10 protein-coding genes are annotated in these 16,851 nt (G+C 70.4%); all 10 read right to left on the bottom strand.

Going from position 1 to position 16,851, the window contains the following annotated elements:
* Nucleotides 1-38: 38 nt before the first annotated feature.
* The 10 genes from OG928_RS11420 to OG928_RS11375 all read right to left on the bottom strand — a co-directional run bounded on the left by OG928_RS11420 (nucleotide 39) and on the right by OG928_RS11375 (nucleotide 16,718).
* Complete coding sequence (locus tag OG928_RS11420; RefSeq protein ID WP_406282576.1) at nucleotides 39-785, bottom strand: SUKH-3 domain-containing protein; 747 nt, start codon at nucleotides 783-785, stop codon at nucleotides 39-41.
* The gene (locus OG928_RS11415) at nucleotides 782-1,210 is read right to left on the bottom strand and encodes a YwqJ-related putative deaminase (protein WP_406282573.1); all 429 of its coding nucleotides are present in this window, start codon (nucleotides 1,208-1,210) and stop codon (nucleotides 782-784) included. Before OG928_RS11415 ends, OG928_RS11420 begins: the two co-directional genes overlap by 4 nt.
* 186 nt (nucleotides 1,211-1,396) lie before the next feature.
* Nucleotides 1,397-2,407: an SMI1/KNR4 family protein gene (locus OG928_RS11410; protein ID WP_406282566.1), complete on the bottom strand. Its 1,011-nt coding sequence runs from the start codon at nucleotides 2,405-2,407 to the stop codon at nucleotides 1,397-1,399.
* A gap of 55 nt (nucleotides 2,408-2,462) precedes the next feature.
* A complete protein-coding gene (locus OG928_RS11405) occupies nucleotides 2,463-2,954 on the bottom strand; it encodes an SMI1/KNR4 family protein (protein WP_406282563.1) in 492 nt (163 codons plus the stop codon).
* A gap of 49 nt (nucleotides 2,955-3,003) precedes the next feature.
* Nucleotides 3,004-8,499 carry a toxin glutamine deamidase domain-containing protein gene (locus tag OG928_RS11400; protein WP_406282560.1) on the bottom strand — a complete coding sequence of 1,832 codons (5,496 nt, stop codon included), beginning with the start codon at nucleotides 8,497-8,499 and terminating at the stop codon, nucleotides 3,004-3,006.
* Nucleotides 8,499-8,825 (bottom strand): WXG100 family type VII secretion target, encoded by a 327-nt coding sequence (locus OG928_RS11395; RefSeq protein ID WP_406282557.1) that lies wholly within the window; start codon nucleotides 8,823-8,825, stop codon nucleotides 8,499-8,501. The genes OG928_RS11400 and OG928_RS11395 overlap by 1 nt, the downstream gene beginning before the upstream one ends.
* 187 nt (nucleotides 8,826-9,012) lie before the next feature.
* Nucleotides 9,013-11,292, bottom strand: coding sequence for a 1,4-alpha-glucan branching protein GlgB (gene glgB / locus OG928_RS11390; RefSeq protein WP_406282554.1), 2,280 nt, complete (start codon nucleotides 11,290-11,292; stop codon nucleotides 9,013-9,015).
* A gap of 49 nt (nucleotides 11,293-11,341) precedes the next feature.
* Entirely contained in the window at nucleotides 11,342-12,793 is a 1,452-nt protein-coding gene (locus tag OG928_RS11385) for a maltokinase N-terminal cap-like domain-containing protein (RefSeq protein WP_406282552.1), read from the bottom strand.
* Complete coding sequence (gene treS, locus OG928_RS11380; protein ID WP_406282549.1) at nucleotides 12,790-14,484, bottom strand: maltose alpha-D-glucosyltransferase; 1,695 nt, start codon at nucleotides 14,482-14,484, stop codon at nucleotides 12,790-12,792. Before treS ends, OG928_RS11385 begins: the two co-directional genes overlap by 4 nt.
* Complete coding sequence (locus OG928_RS11375) at nucleotides 14,481-16,718, bottom strand: maltotransferase domain-containing protein (protein ID WP_406282546.1); 2,238 nt, start codon at nucleotides 16,716-16,718, stop codon at nucleotides 14,481-14,483. The genes treS and OG928_RS11375 overlap by 4 nt, the downstream gene beginning before the upstream one ends.
* Nucleotides 16,719-16,851: the final 133 nt, after the last annotated feature.

Below are 16,851 nucleotides of genomic sequence, written 5' to 3'. Positions count from 1 at the left end.
CCACACGGTTCCGGGGCGCATCGTGTGTTTCGAGGGCCCTACGCGTCCGCGTAGCGCTCGCGGAAGAGGTCCAGGACCATCTCCTCCGGCAGGCTCGGCCAGATCGTCACGCGGCCGTTGCGGCGGTCCACGATCCACTGGCCGGAGCCGAGGTTGGCCAGGGGGTCCGGGTTCGCGTGGATCGCCTGGACGAGCCAGCCGGACTCGAACTCGGTCATCACGAAGTCGACCGGCGCGTTCGGGCCGCCGCCGACCACGTGTCGCCGGGCCTTGTCCCGGGCCTCGCGCTCGTCGATCGGCCGCGGCGGCAACGGCGCCGGGGCCGGCGTCAGGTCGATCCGGGTCGGCCGCCGGCCCTCGATCAGCGCGATCAGCGCGCCGTCGAAGGTGTCGGCCACCTTCCACAGGTCGCCCCACCACACGTAGACCGCGCCCTGCGGATCCATCGCCAACCGGCCGCGGCCCAGGTCGTACTCGCCGATCGGGGTGAGCGGCCGGCCGAGCGCCGCGCCGTACGCCGCGAGCACGTCGCCCGCGTACAGGCCCACCAGCGGGTCGATCCGGAACGGCATTCGCGACATGTCCACGCCGGGCCCGTACTGATGCACCGTCATGCCGCCGAACTCCCAGAGCGCCATGATCGCGCCGGGCGGGATGTCGATCCCCGCCGTGCCGAGCGCCCGGTACCAGCGCAGCAGTTCGTCCTCCGGGATCCGGATGCCCTCGTGCCAGCCGGTGGCCGCCAGGGCCTCGGCGACGGCCTCGGGGAAGCGCGTTTCGGTCATGACGCGGGCACCTCCAGGATCCCGACCCCGAGCGCGGCCAGCGCGGGCGCGCAGGACGAGCACGGTGGGATCGGCCGTTCGTGATGGGGATCGTTCGGCTCGCGCAGCAGCATCGCCGCGACGACCGCCCCGCGCAGCAGTTGACGCATCCGGGCCAGGACGAGCTCGTGGTCGGGCGCGTGGGTGCCCTCGGCGGCCAGTGATGCCTCCGCCTCGACGGCGACCCGGGACAGCAACAGGGCCTCGGGGCACCGCCCGTGGAACATCGAGCGCATGGCCGGCTCGGTGCGGTCGAGCAGGGCCGCGACGGCGGGGTGCAGGTTCACCGTGGTGGTGTGCGCGCTGACGGCGGTCATGGTCTCGGTGCCGACGCGTTGCAGGGCCGCGCCGATACCGGGCGGCATCTGGTTGTCGAAGACGGGCATTCGCCGACTCCTTTCGTGGCGTGGCGCTAGTGCCGTGGCCGGAAAGGTTCACCGGTTCTCGGCGCCCGGCACGGCCCCTCGCCGCACCGCCGAAACGTCCAAGTACTCCAGTACGAGAACGTTCCAGCGGTACGCCGAGGAACCGCACCGAACACCGAGAACCGGCAAACCTTTCCGGCCACGGCACTAGCGGCGCAGTTCGGCGGGCAGGCCCTTGCCCGCGTGGTCGGGATCGATCGCCCGGAATTGGCCGTCCCGGACGGCACTGCGGGCGATCTCGTCGAGTTCGGCGGGGACTTCGACCAGCTCCTCGGCGAACAGGTCGGCCATGCTGTCCGCGATCGGCGACAGCAGTTCGACGGTCCGCTCGGGCGGATCGTGGCGCTGAGTGGCGCGACGGTCGTCGTTGTCCCAGTACCAGATCGACCCGGCGTCCGGCCCCTTGGTCGCCATCACCAGCGCGCCGCCCTGCACCCACGCGATGGTCAGCAGATCGCCGGTGAAGCGGTCCACGAAGCGCATCGCGACGTCGAGCAGGTCGTAGGGGTCGTCCTCGACGTAGAGGTTGAGGAACTGCTGGTCGAGAACGAAACCGTGCTCCATGTTCACGGCCGGCCGGGGCGGCCGGCCGCCGCCGTTGCGGATCATGAACTCCCGGTAGCCCTCGGGGAGTCGGAAGCCCAGGTACTTGTTCTCCAGGTGGGTCAGATCGGCATCGGTCAGCGGCCGCCCGGGTTCCAGAGTGGCGGGGACGAGCGGCTGCTCGACCGGACTCCAGAGCCCGGTCTTGTCCCGGTTCACCCGCATGGTGGCGACGCCGCCGTGGTGTCGGACGGCGTTCTTGACCTCCACCGGCACCAGCATGAACCGACGCTCGTGGGGCGCGTGGTGCCAGGTCCAGCCCCGGGGTGTGGCGGTCGCGTCGGCGTCCGTGTAGAGCGGGTCGCCGGAGGCGGCCGTCGCCAGGTTCGCGGCGAGCACGTCGGTGACCCGGGCCTCGTCGATGCCCAGACCCGGTGGGACGGGACCGCTCTCGATCACCGACCGGGCGTAGGGCAGGAAGTCCGGGAAGCCGTACAGGTCCACGTAGAGACCGTCCGGATAGGTCCGGCCCCGAGGGGTGCTCGGGAACTGCCGGACCTGACCGGCGTATTCAGCCGACGGAGAGCGGTCGGCCGCGCTGTGTGATTCGGTCATCGCAGGATCGACTCCGTCTCGGGGATGGGATATTCGCGCATGTGTTCACCGCACCTCAGAAGTCCGGGTCCAGGTCCGGTGAATTCTCGTCGATCTCCCACATGTCGAGAAAGTCGGTGAAGGTGTCGGCCACCTCTTCGGGTTCGTCGTCGGCCGAAATGGAATCGGGAATGTAGCGGCCGTCCTCGGTGAAATCGGCTTCGCCCTGGTGCCAGATCGATCCGATGTGCGGCTCGGTCACCTTGATGACGATCGCGCCGGTCGTCAGGCGCATGATCGGCAGGTAGTCCGGGGCCAGGCCACCCCGGCCGAAGGAGTGCGCGTAGAGCAGTTCCGAATGCACGTTCCCGCCGGTCTCGTAGCCGTAGAGGTCGTCCTCGATGGCGTATTCGAAGTTCGACAGGACGGCTCCGGGCGGGAGTTCCGCGCCATTGGTACGCGACAACCACGACCGGTATTCGACGGGCAGCGGGAATCCGAGCTGCGCTTCCAGCTCGCGCAGCGCTTCCTCGGCGAGAACTCCTCGTGGGATCAGGTCGACGGACACTACGAGGCTCCCGGCGTGTTGTTCCGATCCGGCTGATCCGGGGTTTTCGTCATGGCTGACCCGGGGTGTTCGTCATGAGGGTCGCAATACCACCGGTGTGTTTCACCGCGTAGTGTACCGCGTTCGGAATGAGGATCATCGTCCGTGTTCCCTCGACGTGGTGCCACACATATCCGACGGCCGCGTGCCGGCGACCGGCGTCGTGCCACAGCGGGTCGTTGAGGAATTCCCGTCGCCCGTTTTGCATATCGGCATTGCGCTGGCGGTTTGCCGCCCGCTTCCGAGCCTTGGCGTACGCCGCCGCCTCTTCCGGAGTCGGGTTGACCGGCGGTGCCGGCGGGGTGAACTGGATATCCGGAAGATTGATGGTGCGGACCGCGTAGGGAGTGAAGTCCGGGTATCCCTGGAGGTTGATGTAGACGCCCTCCGGGAAACGCGCCCGGATGGCCGGACTGGCGAAGTGGACGATCTGCCCGGCATAGCCCGAGTTGATCGGCACCTCGCCCGGGCGGGTCATTTGCTGGCCCATTTGGTCCAGTTCGTCCCGTCGGGCCGTCAGGGCGTCGCCCGTGAGCAGCTCGCCGTCGTCGCCACGCAGCAGCCGGTCGAACTCGTCGCGCGCCTGGCGCTCGGCGCTGGTGAGTCGTTCCGGGTTCGGGTGGTTCACCAGGGCCGCGACCAGGTCGTTGTCGAACCCGGCGCGGATCTGGTCGCGCTCGAACTGCTGGGGCGTTTCGCCGGCCTGTTCGGTGATGAACGTGCGTGCCGTTTCCGGCATCCGCCAGTTGCGGTCGTCCCGACGGGTGTCCCAGGTGCCTTCCTGCGAGATCGGCGGCGTGCTGGGCGGCTGGAGCAGGTCGCCGTCGGTCTGGCCGCCGTTGACGATGTCCTGCAGGCCGCGCGGGGGCGTGAATGGCGTCCCCGGCTGGACGTCCGAGGCTGGGTCCGCCATGGCGGCCTCGTGCTCCGCGCGCAGACGGTCCAGTTCGGCCGTGAGGGCGGCCGGTCGGGTGCTCAGGAAGTCGGCGACGGCCGCCTCGACGTCGTCGCGCCGCTGCTCGTGATCCGTGCGGCCGGTTCCCGCCGGGTCGTGGCCGGTCGGACTGTGCGTGGACGCCGGATCGCCGACGGGCACCGTCGACGGGCGCAGCGGCGGCGTGAGCGGCGGACGGCCGTCGATCACCGGAAGACCGTTGGCCGAGACGTGCCGCGGCTGCGCGTTCGGGTCGGGGCCGGCGTTCGGGTTCGCGTCCGGGGCCGCGGTCGTCGGACTCGCGTTGTGGTCGGGCGTCGAGTCGGGGGACGGGCCGCCGGGCGTGGGCAGTTGGCTGCCGGGCGTGGGCAGCGACGGGTCGCCGGAGGGCGACGCGTGCGGAGGCTGTTGCTGTTGGTACGGGTTGGGCTGCTGGTTGTACGGCTGCTGCTGGTAGGGGTTCGGTTGTTGGTTGTACGGCCCCGGTTGTTGTTGCTGCTGGTACGGGTTCGGGGCGGGCTGTTGTTGCTGGTACGGGTTGGGCTGCTGCTGCTGCTGCTGCTGCTGCTGCTGATACGGGCTCGGCTGTTGGTTGTACGGGCCGGGCTGTTGTTGCTGTTGGTACGGGTTGGGCTGTTGGTTGTACGGCCCCGGTTGTTGTTGCTGCTGGTACGGGTTCGGGGCGGGCTGCTGCTGTTGGTACGGGTTGGGCTGCTGCTGGTTGTGCGGGGTGGGCGGTTGCTGCTGCTGGTACGGAGCCGGCTGCTGTTGCTGCTGGTTCGTCGCGGCCGGCTGGGTGGTCGGCGGGGCCGCCATGTTCACCGGGTTGGCGTTGGCGTCCAGCGTGATCGCCCACACGTCGACCGAGGCCGCGTGCGGCTTGGGCATGACCTGGCCCGACTGCGGGTCGACCCACAGGATGTCGCCGTTCACGTTGACCGCGGCCCACGCGTGCGAGTTCTGCGTGGTCGTGGTCGTGCCGTCGGGGTTCTGCACGGTCTGCGGCGGCCAGGTCGTGACGATGTACGAGATCGAGCCCGGACCCGAGGCGCGCAGCGTCGCTTCCAGGTCGCCGAACGCGGCGGCGGTGTCGGTCGTGCCGTCCGGGTTCCGACGCATCGGCGTCCAGGGTGCGCCCGCCTCCTGCCCGGCGCGCGACATGCCGCCGGTCTCGCCGCCGGTCTCGCCCGGCATGCGGGCCGCGGACACCTCCGGGCGGCCGAACCACGTGCGGCCGAACGCCAGTACGCCGTCCAGGCAGTTGATGCCGCGGCCGGGTACCTGGATGCCACCGTCGTTCTGGAGCCGGAGCCAGTTTCCGACGCGCGGGTCCGGGTGGACGGCGGGGTTGCCGTTGCCGTCGCGCAGGACCGCGTTGTTCAACGCGGCCTGGTCGCTCCAGTTCGGCGGGGTCACGCCGCCGGTCTGGTTCAGCGGACGCGTTGCCGCCAGCGTGGGCCGGTTCGCGATCGGGCTGACCGGGTTCTGCGGCGGTCCGTGCTGTGGGCCCGGCTGGACGTATGGGGTGTTCTGGACGGGGATGTTCCCGTACGGCGTTCCGTTGTACACCGGGTTCTGGTGCTGCGGGGGCGGCGAGACGTTCGGGCCGCGGCCGAAGAGGCTGCGTACCCGGTCTCCGAACCGCTGCATCGCGTTGCCGAACGGACCGGCCGGATCCGGGCGGGTGGGGGTGCCGTGCTGCGGGGCCAGGGCCGGTCCGCCCGGGACCAGGCCGAGCACGGTGGTCGTGTCGCCGTCCCGGGTGGGTGTCGCGGTCGGGTCGGGCCGGGCCGAGGCATCCTGGGTGTCGATCGGCTGGGTGTTCGGGTCCGTGTCGGGATCGACGTTCGGGTCCGTGTTCCCGGTCCGGTCCGGCGTGGTGTCGGTGTCCGGGGTGACGCCGGGCGTGGTGTCCCGCGCCGTGTCGGGCGTGGCGTCCTGCCGGGTGTCCGGCGTGGTGTCCGGGGTCGGGTCGGTCGTCGCGTCGGGCGTGGTGTCCGGGGTCGCGTCCGGCCGGGTGTCGGTGTTCGGGTCGGTCGTCGCGTCGGGCGTGGAATCGGTGGTCGAGTCCTGCCGCGGGTCCGTCGTCGGGTCGGACGTGGGGTCCGGTGTGGTGTCGGGGTTCGCGTCCGGGTTGGTATCCGGGTTCGCGTCGGTGGTCGAATCCGGCCGGGTGTCGGTGTCCGGCGTGGAGTCGGGGTTCGGGTTCGTGGTCGGGTCCGGAGTGGAGTCGACCGCCGAGTCCGGCGTCGAGTCCGGGCGGACGTTCGGGTCCTGGGTGCCGGTCGGATCCGCCGTGTGGTTCGGGGTGTTGCCGGCCGAGTCCTGCCGTTGGCCCGGGATGCCGCTCGAATCCGGCGACGTGGCGTTCGGCGTGCCGTTGGTCTGCGTATTCGTGGTGGGCGTACCGGAGTTCGACGTGCTGCCGTTGGGCGTCCCGGTGTTCGGGGTGCCCGAACCGGGTGTGGCCGTGGTCGGGTTGCCCGCGTTGGGCGTGCCGATGCTCGGCGTGCCGGGGTTGGTCGTGCTCGGATTCGGGCCGCCGGTGCTCGGCGTGGCCGGGCTCGGCGTGCCGGACCCGGTCGTCGGCATCGAGCCCGCGGGCGTCGTGCCACCCGTCGTCGGGCGGGTCGCCGTGGGCGAGGCCGCCGAGTTCGTGCCGTTCGTCGATCCGCTGCCGGTGTTGCCGCCGGCACCGGTCGTGCCCGTGCCGGTCGTGCCGGTCGCCGCCTGGTTCGTGGCCGCCGGGGTGCTCGTGGTCGTCATGGTGTTGGTCGTGCTCGAACCGGACGGCGCGTGCGCCGCGGAGGGCGCCGAGCCGGCCGGGGACGAGCCGACGGTCGAGGTGGGCGCGGAGCCGGTGGAAGCGCTCGCGGTCTGCACGCCGCCGCCGGAGTGACTGCTGCCCGAGGGCGAGGCGCCGCCGGTGTGGCCGCCGCCGCCGGCCGAGCCGCCTCCCGTGGGCGAGCCGCCTCCCGGGGCCGCGCTGCTGCCGGTGGGCGCGCCACCGCCGGCCGGGGTGCCGCCCGTCGGGGCGCCGCCGTGCTGCTGCTGGCCGGCCGGCGGGGCCTGGACGACCGTGTTGTTCTGCTGCTGCGAGCCGCCGTCGCCGGTGTGGCCGCCGCGCGGTGCGTCGCCCGGGCCGGACGCGGCCGCCGGGGCGTTGGCCTCGGGCGGCGCGGCGACGCTCTGGTTCTGGGTCGTGACCGGAGTGTGCGTGGGACCGTTGCCGCCGGAGCTGCCCGAACCGCCCGAGTTGCCCGACGAGTTGCCGTTGCCACCGGACGAGCCGGTGTTCTGGTTGCCGCCGGAGTTGCCCCCGTGGTTGCCGCCCGAACCGCCGCCGTCGCCCCCGTTGTTGCCGGAGCCGCCGCCGTTCGGGTTGAGCGTCGCGTCGATCCGGCTGCCACCCGAGTTGTTGCCACCCGAGGTGTTCCCGGACCCGCCGGTGTTGCCCGAGCCGCCGTTGTTCCCGGATCCACCGCCGTCGCCCGAGCCGCCGTTGTTCCCGGAGCCGCTGTTGCCGCCGGACCCGCCGTTGTTCCCCGGGCCCCCGGTGTTGCCCGACCCGCCGTTGCCGCCGGAGCCGGTGTTGGACCCGCCGCCGCCACCGCCGAGGTTCGTGCCGCCGCCACCGAGGTTGGGACCGCCGCCGCCGAGGTTCGGTCCGCCACCCAGGTTGCCGGTGTCGACTCCGCCGTTGAGGCGATCGCCGAGCTTCGAGGCGCCGTGGTCGGTCGCACCGCCGAGGCCGCCGCTCGCGAACGTCTCCCAGTTGACCGGTCCGCCGGTCGCCACGGTGCCCGCGACCTCGGCGCTCACGTTGGAGGCGAGGGACGTGGTGAAGCCCTTGATGCCGCCCTCGGCGCCCTCGCCGAAAACCTTCTTGCCCAGCCCGTTGGTGCCTATCGCGGCGAGACCGCCGGCCGCGCCGCCACCCGCGGCGAGCGCGGTCTGCTTGATCGAGAAGCCGTCCTGCGAGCCCCACGTCATGTGGATGAACTGCGAGATGATGTCGTCGCGCACCTCGGAAAGTGCTTCGAGGGCGACGTTCTTGAGCAGCCGGCGCACCATCGACGCCTCGATCCGCGCCAGCATCCGGCGCAGGACCTGCATGAAGCTGAACCGCAGCGCGGCGGTCGAGGCCGCGGCGGTACCGGCTGAGATGCCCAGTGTGATCGGCGCCGCCGCGATCTGGGCCAGGATGGCCGCGCCCTGGATCGTCGCCATCGTGACGAACTCGATCTTGGTCGCGTAGATCGTGTCGCTGGTGTCGTCCGCGGCACCCCCCAGAGCCTTGCAGGCCGCTTCGAGTGCCGGTAATGCGGCCTTCTCGCCCTTGCTCAGCTTGTCCCACATCCGAAGGAAGGCTTCCATGCCCTTGCCTTCGTTGGCCGCGTTGAGCTTGCCGACCGCGGCCTGGAGGTCGCCCGCGACCTTGGCCAGATCGGTCGACGCGAGCTCCCACGCGTTGCCCAGCGACTCACACTTGTCCTCGTCGCCCTCCGGCCAGTCGACACCGACCAGGAGTTCGAGGACCTTCTCGACTATCTCCCCCGCCTCGACCGCCATCAGGCCTTGCCGCCGAACGTCTCGCGGGCGTGGTCGTCGGCCTTCTGGTAGTTCGTGGCCGCGGTGTCGAGGCCCTTGCCGATCTCACCGAGACCCTTTGCGAGCGCCTCCAGCGCTTCGAGCACCTTGTCCCGGTTTGGCTTGTACTCCTTGGCGAACCCGTTGCCGAGGTCGTCGTCGCCCCAGCATTCACCCAGTCCTTCGATCGATCCCTTGAGCGCCGTTCGGATCGCCGCGACCCGCCTGCCCGCGTCCGTGAAGGCCTTGCCTGCCGTCTTGAAGTCGGATGGAAGGGCTTTATACCCCGTACCCGCGTCCGCCGTCATGCGAGAACACCCCCGTGTTCCGTGTCCCTCAGTGGCTGTCGCTCACGTCCACGGGGGCCGTTTTGCGCAACATGTGCTTCCCGTGGGCATGAAGGAAAGACACTAATTCACGCTCATTCGGAGCGCCACCTTCCCTAGGAACCGACGTTCGGGAGCGAACGCCGGTTCCCGGGGCGACCGTTGACGGTTATTCAGGCACAAACCAGACGGTGCCAAGGGGTGGCAGCGTCACCAGCGCGGAAGCCGGCCGACCGTGCCACTCGACCTCCTCCGCGCGCGCGACACCTTGGTTGCCCTGGTTCGAGCCACCGTAGGACTCCGCGTCCGTGTTCAACACCTCGCGCCACGGGCCCGCGTGCGGCAGGCCCAACCGGAAGCCATCGCGGACCACCGGCGCGAAGTTGCACACGCACACGAGCTGCTCGCCGGCCGCCCCGATGCGAATGAACGACAGCACGTTGGACGCCGCGTCCCCGCCGTCGATCCAGGAGAAGCCCTCCGGCCGGGTGTCCTGCGTCCACATCGCGGGCTTGCTCGTGTACATCGCGTTCAGGTCGCGCACCAGCCGCTGCACGCCCTGGTGCTCGCCGTGTTCCAGCAGCCACCAGTCCAGGCCGCGGGCCTCGGACCACTCCGCGCCGTGGCCGAATTCCGAGCCCATGAACAGCAGTTGCTTGCCCGGATGGGCCCACATGAACCCGAGGTAGGCCCGCACGTTGGCCATCTGTTGCCAGCGGTCGCCCGGCATCTTGTCCACGAGCGAGCGCTTGCCGTGCACGACCTCGTCGTGGCTGATCGGCAGGATGTAGTTCTCGCTCCACGCGTACATCAGCGAGAAGGTGATGTCGTTGTGGTGGTACTTCCGGTGGATCGGCTCGTGCTGGATGTACTCCAACGAGTCGTGCATCCAGCCCATGTTCCACTTGAACCCGAAGCCCAGGCCGCCGCTGTCGGTGGAGCGGGTCACCCCGTCCCACGCGGTGGACTCCTCGGCGATCGTCATCACCCCGGGCACCCGCCGGTACAGCGTCGCGTTCATCTCCTGGAGGAACGCCATCGCGTCCAGGTTCTCCCGGCCGCCGTGCCGATTCGGCGCCCACTGGCCGTCCTCGCGCGAGTAGTCCAGGTACAGCATCGACGCGACCGCGTCGACCCGCAGCCCGTCGATGTGGAACTCCTCGCACCAGTACACCGCGTTCGCCACCAGGAAGTTGCGCACCTCGTGCCGGCCGTAGTCGAACACGAGCGTGCCCCAGTCCGGGTGCTCACCGCGGCGCGGATCCGGGTGCTCGTACAGCGGCGTCCCGTCGAACCGGGCGAGCGCCCACCCGTCCTTGGGGAAGTGCGCGGGAACCCAGTCGACGATGACCCCGATCCCCGCGCGGTGCAGCGCGTTCACCAGGTGCCGGAACTCGTCGGGGCTGCCGAACCGTGAGGTCGGCGCGTAGTACGAGGACACCTGGTAGCCCCACGACGGGCCGTACGGGTGCTCCGCCACCGGCAGCAGCTCGATGTGCGTGAAGCCCAGATCGCTCACGTACGCCGGCAACTGCTCGGCGAGCTCAAGGTAGGTCAACCCCGGTCGCCACGACCCGAGATGGACCTCGTACACGCTCATCGGCGACGTGTGGTGGACCACCTCGGCGCGCTTTTCCAGCCATTCCTTGTCCCCCCACGTGAAGGTCGTCGTGTGCACGACCGACGCGGTGGAGGGCGGGAGTTCGGTCGCGAAGGCCATCGGGTCGGCCTTCTGCCGGGACACCCCGTCCCGGCCGAGGATCTCGTACTTGTACTTCGTGCCGTCGCCGACGTCGGGAATGAACAGCTCCCACACGCCGGTCGAGCCGAGCGACCGCATGGGATGCCCGATGCCGTCCCAGTAGTTGAAGTCGCCCACCACGCGCACCCCGCGCGCGTTGGGCGCCCAGACCGCGAACGAGGTGCCCGCGACCGGGCCGTTCGGGGTCTCGTACGTGCGCACGTGCGAACCCAGCACCTCCCACAGCCGTTCGTGCCGGCCCTCGGCGATCAGGTGCAGGTCGACCTCGCCGAGCGTGGGCAGGAACCGGTACGGGTCGTCGGTGTGCAGCTCGGTGTCCTCGTACCGGACCTCGAGCCGGTAGTCGGGGACCTCGGCGCCCGGCAGCACGCCGGTGAACAGGCCCTCGGCCTCGTGCGTCAGCGTCACCCGACGCTCGCCGGTGACCACGATCACCTCGCGTGCCCACGGCCGGAGCACGCGCACGACCACGCCGTCCACTCCGGGCACGTCCGGGTGCGGGCCGAGCAGCCCGTGCGGATCGTGGTGGCCGCCGTCCACGAGGCGGCGCAACTCGTCGGCGGCCACCGGCACAAGGCCGGAAGTCGCGATCGGACGCGTGCGGGAGCGCTTGCCCCGCCGTTGATTGGGACGGCCGGCGACCCCGCCGTCCTGGGTTGACGCGCTGCTGTCCTGACGGGCCGTCACGGGTGGGACCTCCTGGGACGTGTTGGGTGTGGCCGGCATCGACGGGGCGTCAGTGCGGCAGTGGCGCGTGTTCGGCGAGCCGGCGGATCGCCGACATGGGCACGGGCAGCCAGGTCGGCCGGTTGCCCGACTCGTACATGACCTCGTAGACGGCCTTGTCGGTCTCGAAGGCCCGCAACAACACGGGCTCGGTGCGCGGATCGAACGGGCCCGCCTCGGCGTAGCCCGCGCAGAACGCGTCCCGGTTGCGGGTGGCCCACTCCTCGGCGCGCCGGACCAGGTGCGGCGCGGGCGCCCCGCGACCCCAGAACCCGCCGCCGCCCGCGAGCAGATGCCGCGCGGCGTAGTCGAACGAGCGCAGCATCGCGGCGATGTCGCGCAACGGCGAGTGCAGCGATCTGCGTTCGCTCAGCGGCCGGGCCGGCTCGCCCTCGAAGTCGATCAGCACCCAGCGGGTCGCGGTGCGCATGACCTGGCCGAGATGGAAGTCGCCGTGGATGCGTTGGAGCGGGACCGGATGGCCGTCCCGGCCCAGGTCCTCCAGGTCGACGTATGCCTCGCGCAGTCGATCGGTGAACGGCGCGAGCTCCGGCACGGCCTCCGCGGCCGCGCCCAACCTGCGCTCCATGTCCCGGGCGATCGCGGACAGTTCCACCTGACCGGCGACCGCCGTGGGCAGCGAGCGGGCCAGGTCGGCGTGTACCTCGGCGGTCGCGGCGCCGAGCCGGAACGACTCGCCGGCGAAGTCGCCGCCGGTCTCGTGCGCGCGCGGCCCCACGCCCCGGACCTCCTGGCCCGCGTACAGGTCGCGCACCGAGGTCTTGGCCAGTTCCCAGCCGTCGGTGCCGGTGCGCAGGTATTCCTGCAGCATGCCCAGCGTCGTGGGTTCCGCGTCCTCGTCCGGGAACGGCATGTCGAACCACGCGACCGGGGCCGGGATCCGCCGCGAGCCGGCGCCGGCCAGCGCCAGCGACACCTCCAGGTCGGGATTGACGCCGGGGACCACCCGGCGGAACAGCTTGAGGATCACGTCGTCGCCGAACACGATCGACGTGTTGGACTGCTCGGCGCCGATCACCAGCCCGACGTGGTCGGGGTCGGGGCACTGGGCCCCACAGCGGTGGAAGGCCAACGAGCCGACGACGTCCGCCGCGACGAACCGCTCCGGCAGCCACCGGGTCAATTCCGCGTCGTGTACCGCGTCGTAGAGGCAGTTGCCGTTGGGCATTCGCCCGATGCTCGCGTGCGCGAGCCGATCGGGCAGCGCCTGGCGTACCCCGAGCAGGAGTTGGTAGTGCTCCGGCGCGGATCCGTGCTCGATCCGCAGCAGTATGTGGTGCAGGGCCGGGTCGCCGGAGACGACTTCGAGACTGTGGACCACGCCGACCCCACGAAGAGGCCGGCCCTTGCCGGCGAACCATCTCTGCTGTGGCAGCCAGTCGCGCAGCAGGGCGATCACGGCGGTCGCAGTCGGATCGTGGGGTCGGGTGGAATCCGTCACAGCGTCATTTCTCCCCGGGTGAGGCGGAACCAGTAGAAGCCATGCCCCGCGAGGGTGAGGAGATACGGCAGCTCACCGATCGCGGGGAACGTCACCCCCCCGAGCAGCTCGACCGGTTCGTACGTCTCGAACTGCCGCAGGTCCAGCTCGGTCGGCTGGGCGAAGCGCGAGAAGTTGTGAACACACAGCACGATGTCGTCCTCGTATTCCCGAAGGAACGCCAACACGCTGGGATTGGACGAGGTCAGCTCGTTGTACACACCGAGCCCGAAGGCCGGGTTCTGCTTGCGGACCTCGATCATCCGGCGGGTCCAGTGCACCAGGGACGAGGCGTTGGACATCTGCGCCTCGACGTTGGTGACCTGGTAGCCGTAGACCGGGTCCATGATGTTGGGCAGGAAGAGCCTGCCCGGATCGCAGGTGGAAAACCCCGCGTTGCGGTCCGGCGTCCACTGCATCGGTGTGCGTACACCGTCGCGGTCGCCGAGCCAGATGTTGTCCCCCATGCCGATCTCGTCGCCGTAGTACAGGACCGGCGAGCCCGGCAGCGAAAGCAGCAGCGCCGTGAACAGCTCGATCTGGTTGCGGTCGTTGTCCAGCAACGGCGCGAGCCGGCGGCGGATGCCCACGTTGGCCCGCATTCGCGGGTCCTTCGCGTACTCCTTGTACATGTAGTCGCGTTCCTCGTCCGTCACCATCTCGAGGGTCAGCTCGTCGTGGTTGCGGAGGAAGATGCCCCACTGGCAGTTGTCCGGGATGGACGGCGTGCCGGCCAGGATCTCCGAGACCGGGTAGCGCGATTCGCGGCGGACCGCCATGAAGATCCGCGGCATCACCGGGAAGTGGAACGCCATGTGGCACTCGTCGCCGTCGCCGAAGTAGTCCACGACGTCCTCGGGCCACTGGTTCGCCTCTGCGAGCAGCACGGTGTCCGGGTATTTGTCGTCGATCTCCTTGCGGACCCGCTTGAGGAACTCGTGGGTCGCGGGCAGGTTCTCGCAGTTGGTGCCCTCCTGCGCGAACAGGTACGGCACCGCGTCGAGCCGGAACCCGTCGATCCCCAGGTCGAGCCAGAACCGCAGGCCGGCCAGCATCTCCTCCTGCACGCGCGGGTTCTCGTAGTTGAGATCGGGCTGGTGGCCGAAGAAGCGGTGGAAGAAGTACTGCTTGCGCACCGGGTCGTAGGTCCAGTTGGACGTCTCGGTGTCGACGAAGATGATCCGCGCGCCGTCGTAGGCCTTGTCGTCGTCGGCCCACATGTAGTAGTCGCCGTACGGGCCGTCCGGGTTGTTGCGCGACTCCTGGAACCACATGTGCTGATCGCTCGTGTGGTTCATCACGAAGTCGATCACCACCCGCATGCCGCGCTTGTGCGCCGAGTCGACGAACTCCACGAAGTCGGCGAGATCGCCGAACTCCGGGAGCACGGCCGTGTAGTCGGCCACGTCGTAGCCGCCGTCGCGCAGCGGCGACGCGAAGAAGGGCGGCAGCCAGAGGCAGTCGACGCCCAGCCACTGGAGGTAGTCCAGCTTCTGGGTCAGGCCCTTCAGGTCGCCCACCCCGTCCCCGTTGCTGTCCTGGAAGGACCGCACGAGGACTTCGTAGAAGACGGCTCGCTTGAACCACAGGGGATCGCGATCCCGCGACGGGGTGTCGTCGAAGGTGTCGCGGACGGGTTCGTTGACGATCACGGGCTGTTCCTCCGGACCGAGAAGAAATGCGCGGGCTCGTGCGCGGGATCCAGACGCACGTAGTTGTGCCGACCCCAGCGGTAACCGGCGCCGGTGAACTCGTCGAGCACCGGGAACGTGTCCTGCCAGTCCAGGCCGAGGGCGGGCAGGTCCAGGGCGACGGTCGCCTCGCGCGTGTTGTGCGGGTCCAGGTTCACGACCACCAGAACCAGGTCGTCGGTGTCCCCTACGCGAGTGCGCTTGGAGAAGGCCATGACGGCATCGTCGTCCACGTGATGGAAGGTGAGGTTTCGCAGACGTTGCAGGCTCGGGTGGCGTCGGCGCAGCCGATTCAGCGTGGTGATGTACGGCGCGAGGGAACGCCCCTTGCGCTCGGCCCCGGCCCAGTCGCGCGGGCGGAACTGGAACTTCTCCGAGTCGAGGTACTCCTCGCTGCCGGCCTTGACCGCCAGGTGTTCGTACAGCTCGAAGCCCGAGTAGACGCCCCATGACGGGGACAGCGCGGCCGCGAGCACGGCCCGGATCTTGAACGCCGCGGGCCCGCCGTACTGGAGGTAGGCGTGCAGGATGTCCGGCGTGTTCACGAAGAAATTCGGTCGCATGTACGACGACGCCTCGCCGGTGGTCAACTCGGTGAGGTACTCCTGTAGTTCGTGCTTGCCGTTGCGCCACGTGAAGTACGTGTACGACTGCTGGAAGCCGACCTTGGCGAGGGTGCGCATCATCGCCGGGCGGGTGAACGCCTCGGCCAGGAAGATCACGTCCGGGTCGCTCGTGTTGATCTCCGCGAGCACCCGCTCCCAGAACATCACCGGCTTGGTGTGCGGGTTGTCCACCCGGAAGATCCGTACGCCGTGCGCCATCCAGTGCCGCAGCACGCGCAGCGTCTCGGCGACCAGGCCGTCGAAGTCGGTGTCGAAGTCGATCGGGTAGATGTCCTGGTACTTCTTCGGCGGGTTCTCCGCGTAGGCGATGGTGCCGTCGGCGCGGTGCCGGAACCACTCCGGATGCTTCTCCACCCACGGATGCTCCGGGGAGACCTGGAGCGCGAAGTCGAGCGCGACCTCCATCCGCAGCTCGCGGGCCCGGGCCACGAACGCGTCGAAGTCCTCGATCGTGCCCAGGTCGGGATGGATCGCGTCGTGCCCGCCCTCGGGCGAGCCGATCGCCCACGGCGAGCCGGGATCGTGCTTGCCGGCCCGCAACGTGTTGTTCGGCCCCTTGCGGAACGCGTGGCCGATCGGGTGGATCGGCGGCAGGTACACCACGTCGAAGCCCATGGCCGCGATGCGCGGCAGCCGCTTCATCGCGGTGCGGAACGTGCCGCTGCGCGGCGGCCGCTTGCCGGTCGGGTCCACGACCGCGCCCTCGGACCGCGGGAAGAACTCGTACCAGGCGCCGCACAGCGCGCGTTCGCGCTCGACCCGCAGCGGATAGCGGGCCGACGTGGTCACCAGCTCGCGCAACGGGTACCTGGCCAGCACCGCGTCCAGCTCCGGGGTCAGCGCCGCGGCGAACCGGAGCGCGGGGCTGATCCGCTCGTCCCGGACCGCGTCCGCCGCGGCCAGCACGATCGCGCGCTGCCCCTCCTTCTTCGGCACGCCGGCGGCGGCCCGCTCCAGCAACTGCGCGCCCTCCTCGAGCACGAGGCCGACCTCCAGCTCGGCCGGGATCTTGATCCCGGCCGCGTGCCGCCAGGTCGCGATCGGGTCGCCCCACGCTTCCACCGCGTACGACCACATGCCCTCGGAGGTCGGCGTGATCGCGGCGTGCACCCGGTCGGTGCCGGGGGCGCCCGGCACCATCGGCGTCAACGCGCCGGCCCGGCCACGCGGATCGCGCAGCACGATGTTGGCACCGACCGCGTCGTGGCCCTCGCGGAAGACCGTGGCGCCGACGTGGAACGTCTCGCCCGGGACCGCGCGCACGGCCCGGGCACCGCCGTCCACGACGGGTTCGACGTCCAGGATCGGGAAGCGCCCGATCCGCGGCGCCGCCGGTTTGGCCGATCTCCCGGCCCGTACCGGCGACTTGCCGGCGGTGGATTTCGCGACTTCGGCCCCGGCCGCCGCGGCGCTCGGGCCGCCGCCGGCGGACGCGACCGACCCGATCTCGGGCGTGGCGGCCCTCGACCTCGCGGAAGTGGTCTTCCGTGCCGCGGCCTTGCCGGCCGCGGCCTGCCCCGCCCGGGGTGCGCGGACGCCCCCGGGTTCCTTCTCAGCCGAACTGGTCATGCCGAACTCCTGTACCCGCGGACGAGCATCCCGTGCGCGTCGCGCGCGAAACACTCGAACGGAAACCCACTCGAATCCCGGTTGCCGGACCCGACGAGCGGTGCGAAACCGACCCGGAGGCGACCGATGGGAT

Origin of the sequence: Embleya sp. NBC_00896 (assembly GCF_045207785.1) — a bacterium.
In the GTDB taxonomy this organism is placed as follows: Bacteria; Actinomycetota; Actinomycetes; order Streptomycetales; family Streptomycetaceae; genus Embleya.
The sequence above is the reverse complement of the archived record's forward strand: the minus strand, read 5'-3'. Positions and strand labels throughout refer to the sequence as shown.

Coding starts and splice junctions, on each gene's coding strand:
- OG928_RS11420 (WP_406282576.1), bottom strand. CDS start 785: ATGACCGAAACGCGCTTCCCCGAGGCCGTCGCCGAGGCCCTGGCGGCC.
- OG928_RS11415 (WP_406282573.1), bottom strand. CDS start 1,210: ATGCCCGTCTTCGACAACCAGATGCCGCCCGGTATCGGCGCGGCCCTG.
- OG928_RS11410 (WP_406282566.1), bottom strand. CDS start 2,407: ATGACCGAATCACACAGCGCGGCCGACCGCTCTCCGTCGGCTGAATAC.
- OG928_RS11400 (WP_406282560.1), bottom strand. CDS start 8,499: ATGGCGGTCGAGGCGGGGGAGATAGTCGAGAAGGTCCTCGAACTCCTG.
- OG928_RS11395 (WP_406282557.1), bottom strand. CDS start 8,825: ATGACGGCGGACGCGGGTACGGGGTATAAAGCCCTTCCATCCGACTTC.
- OG928_RS11375 (WP_406282546.1), bottom strand. CDS start 16,718: ATGACCAGTTCGGCTGAGAAGGAACCCGGGGGCGTCCGCGCACCCCGG.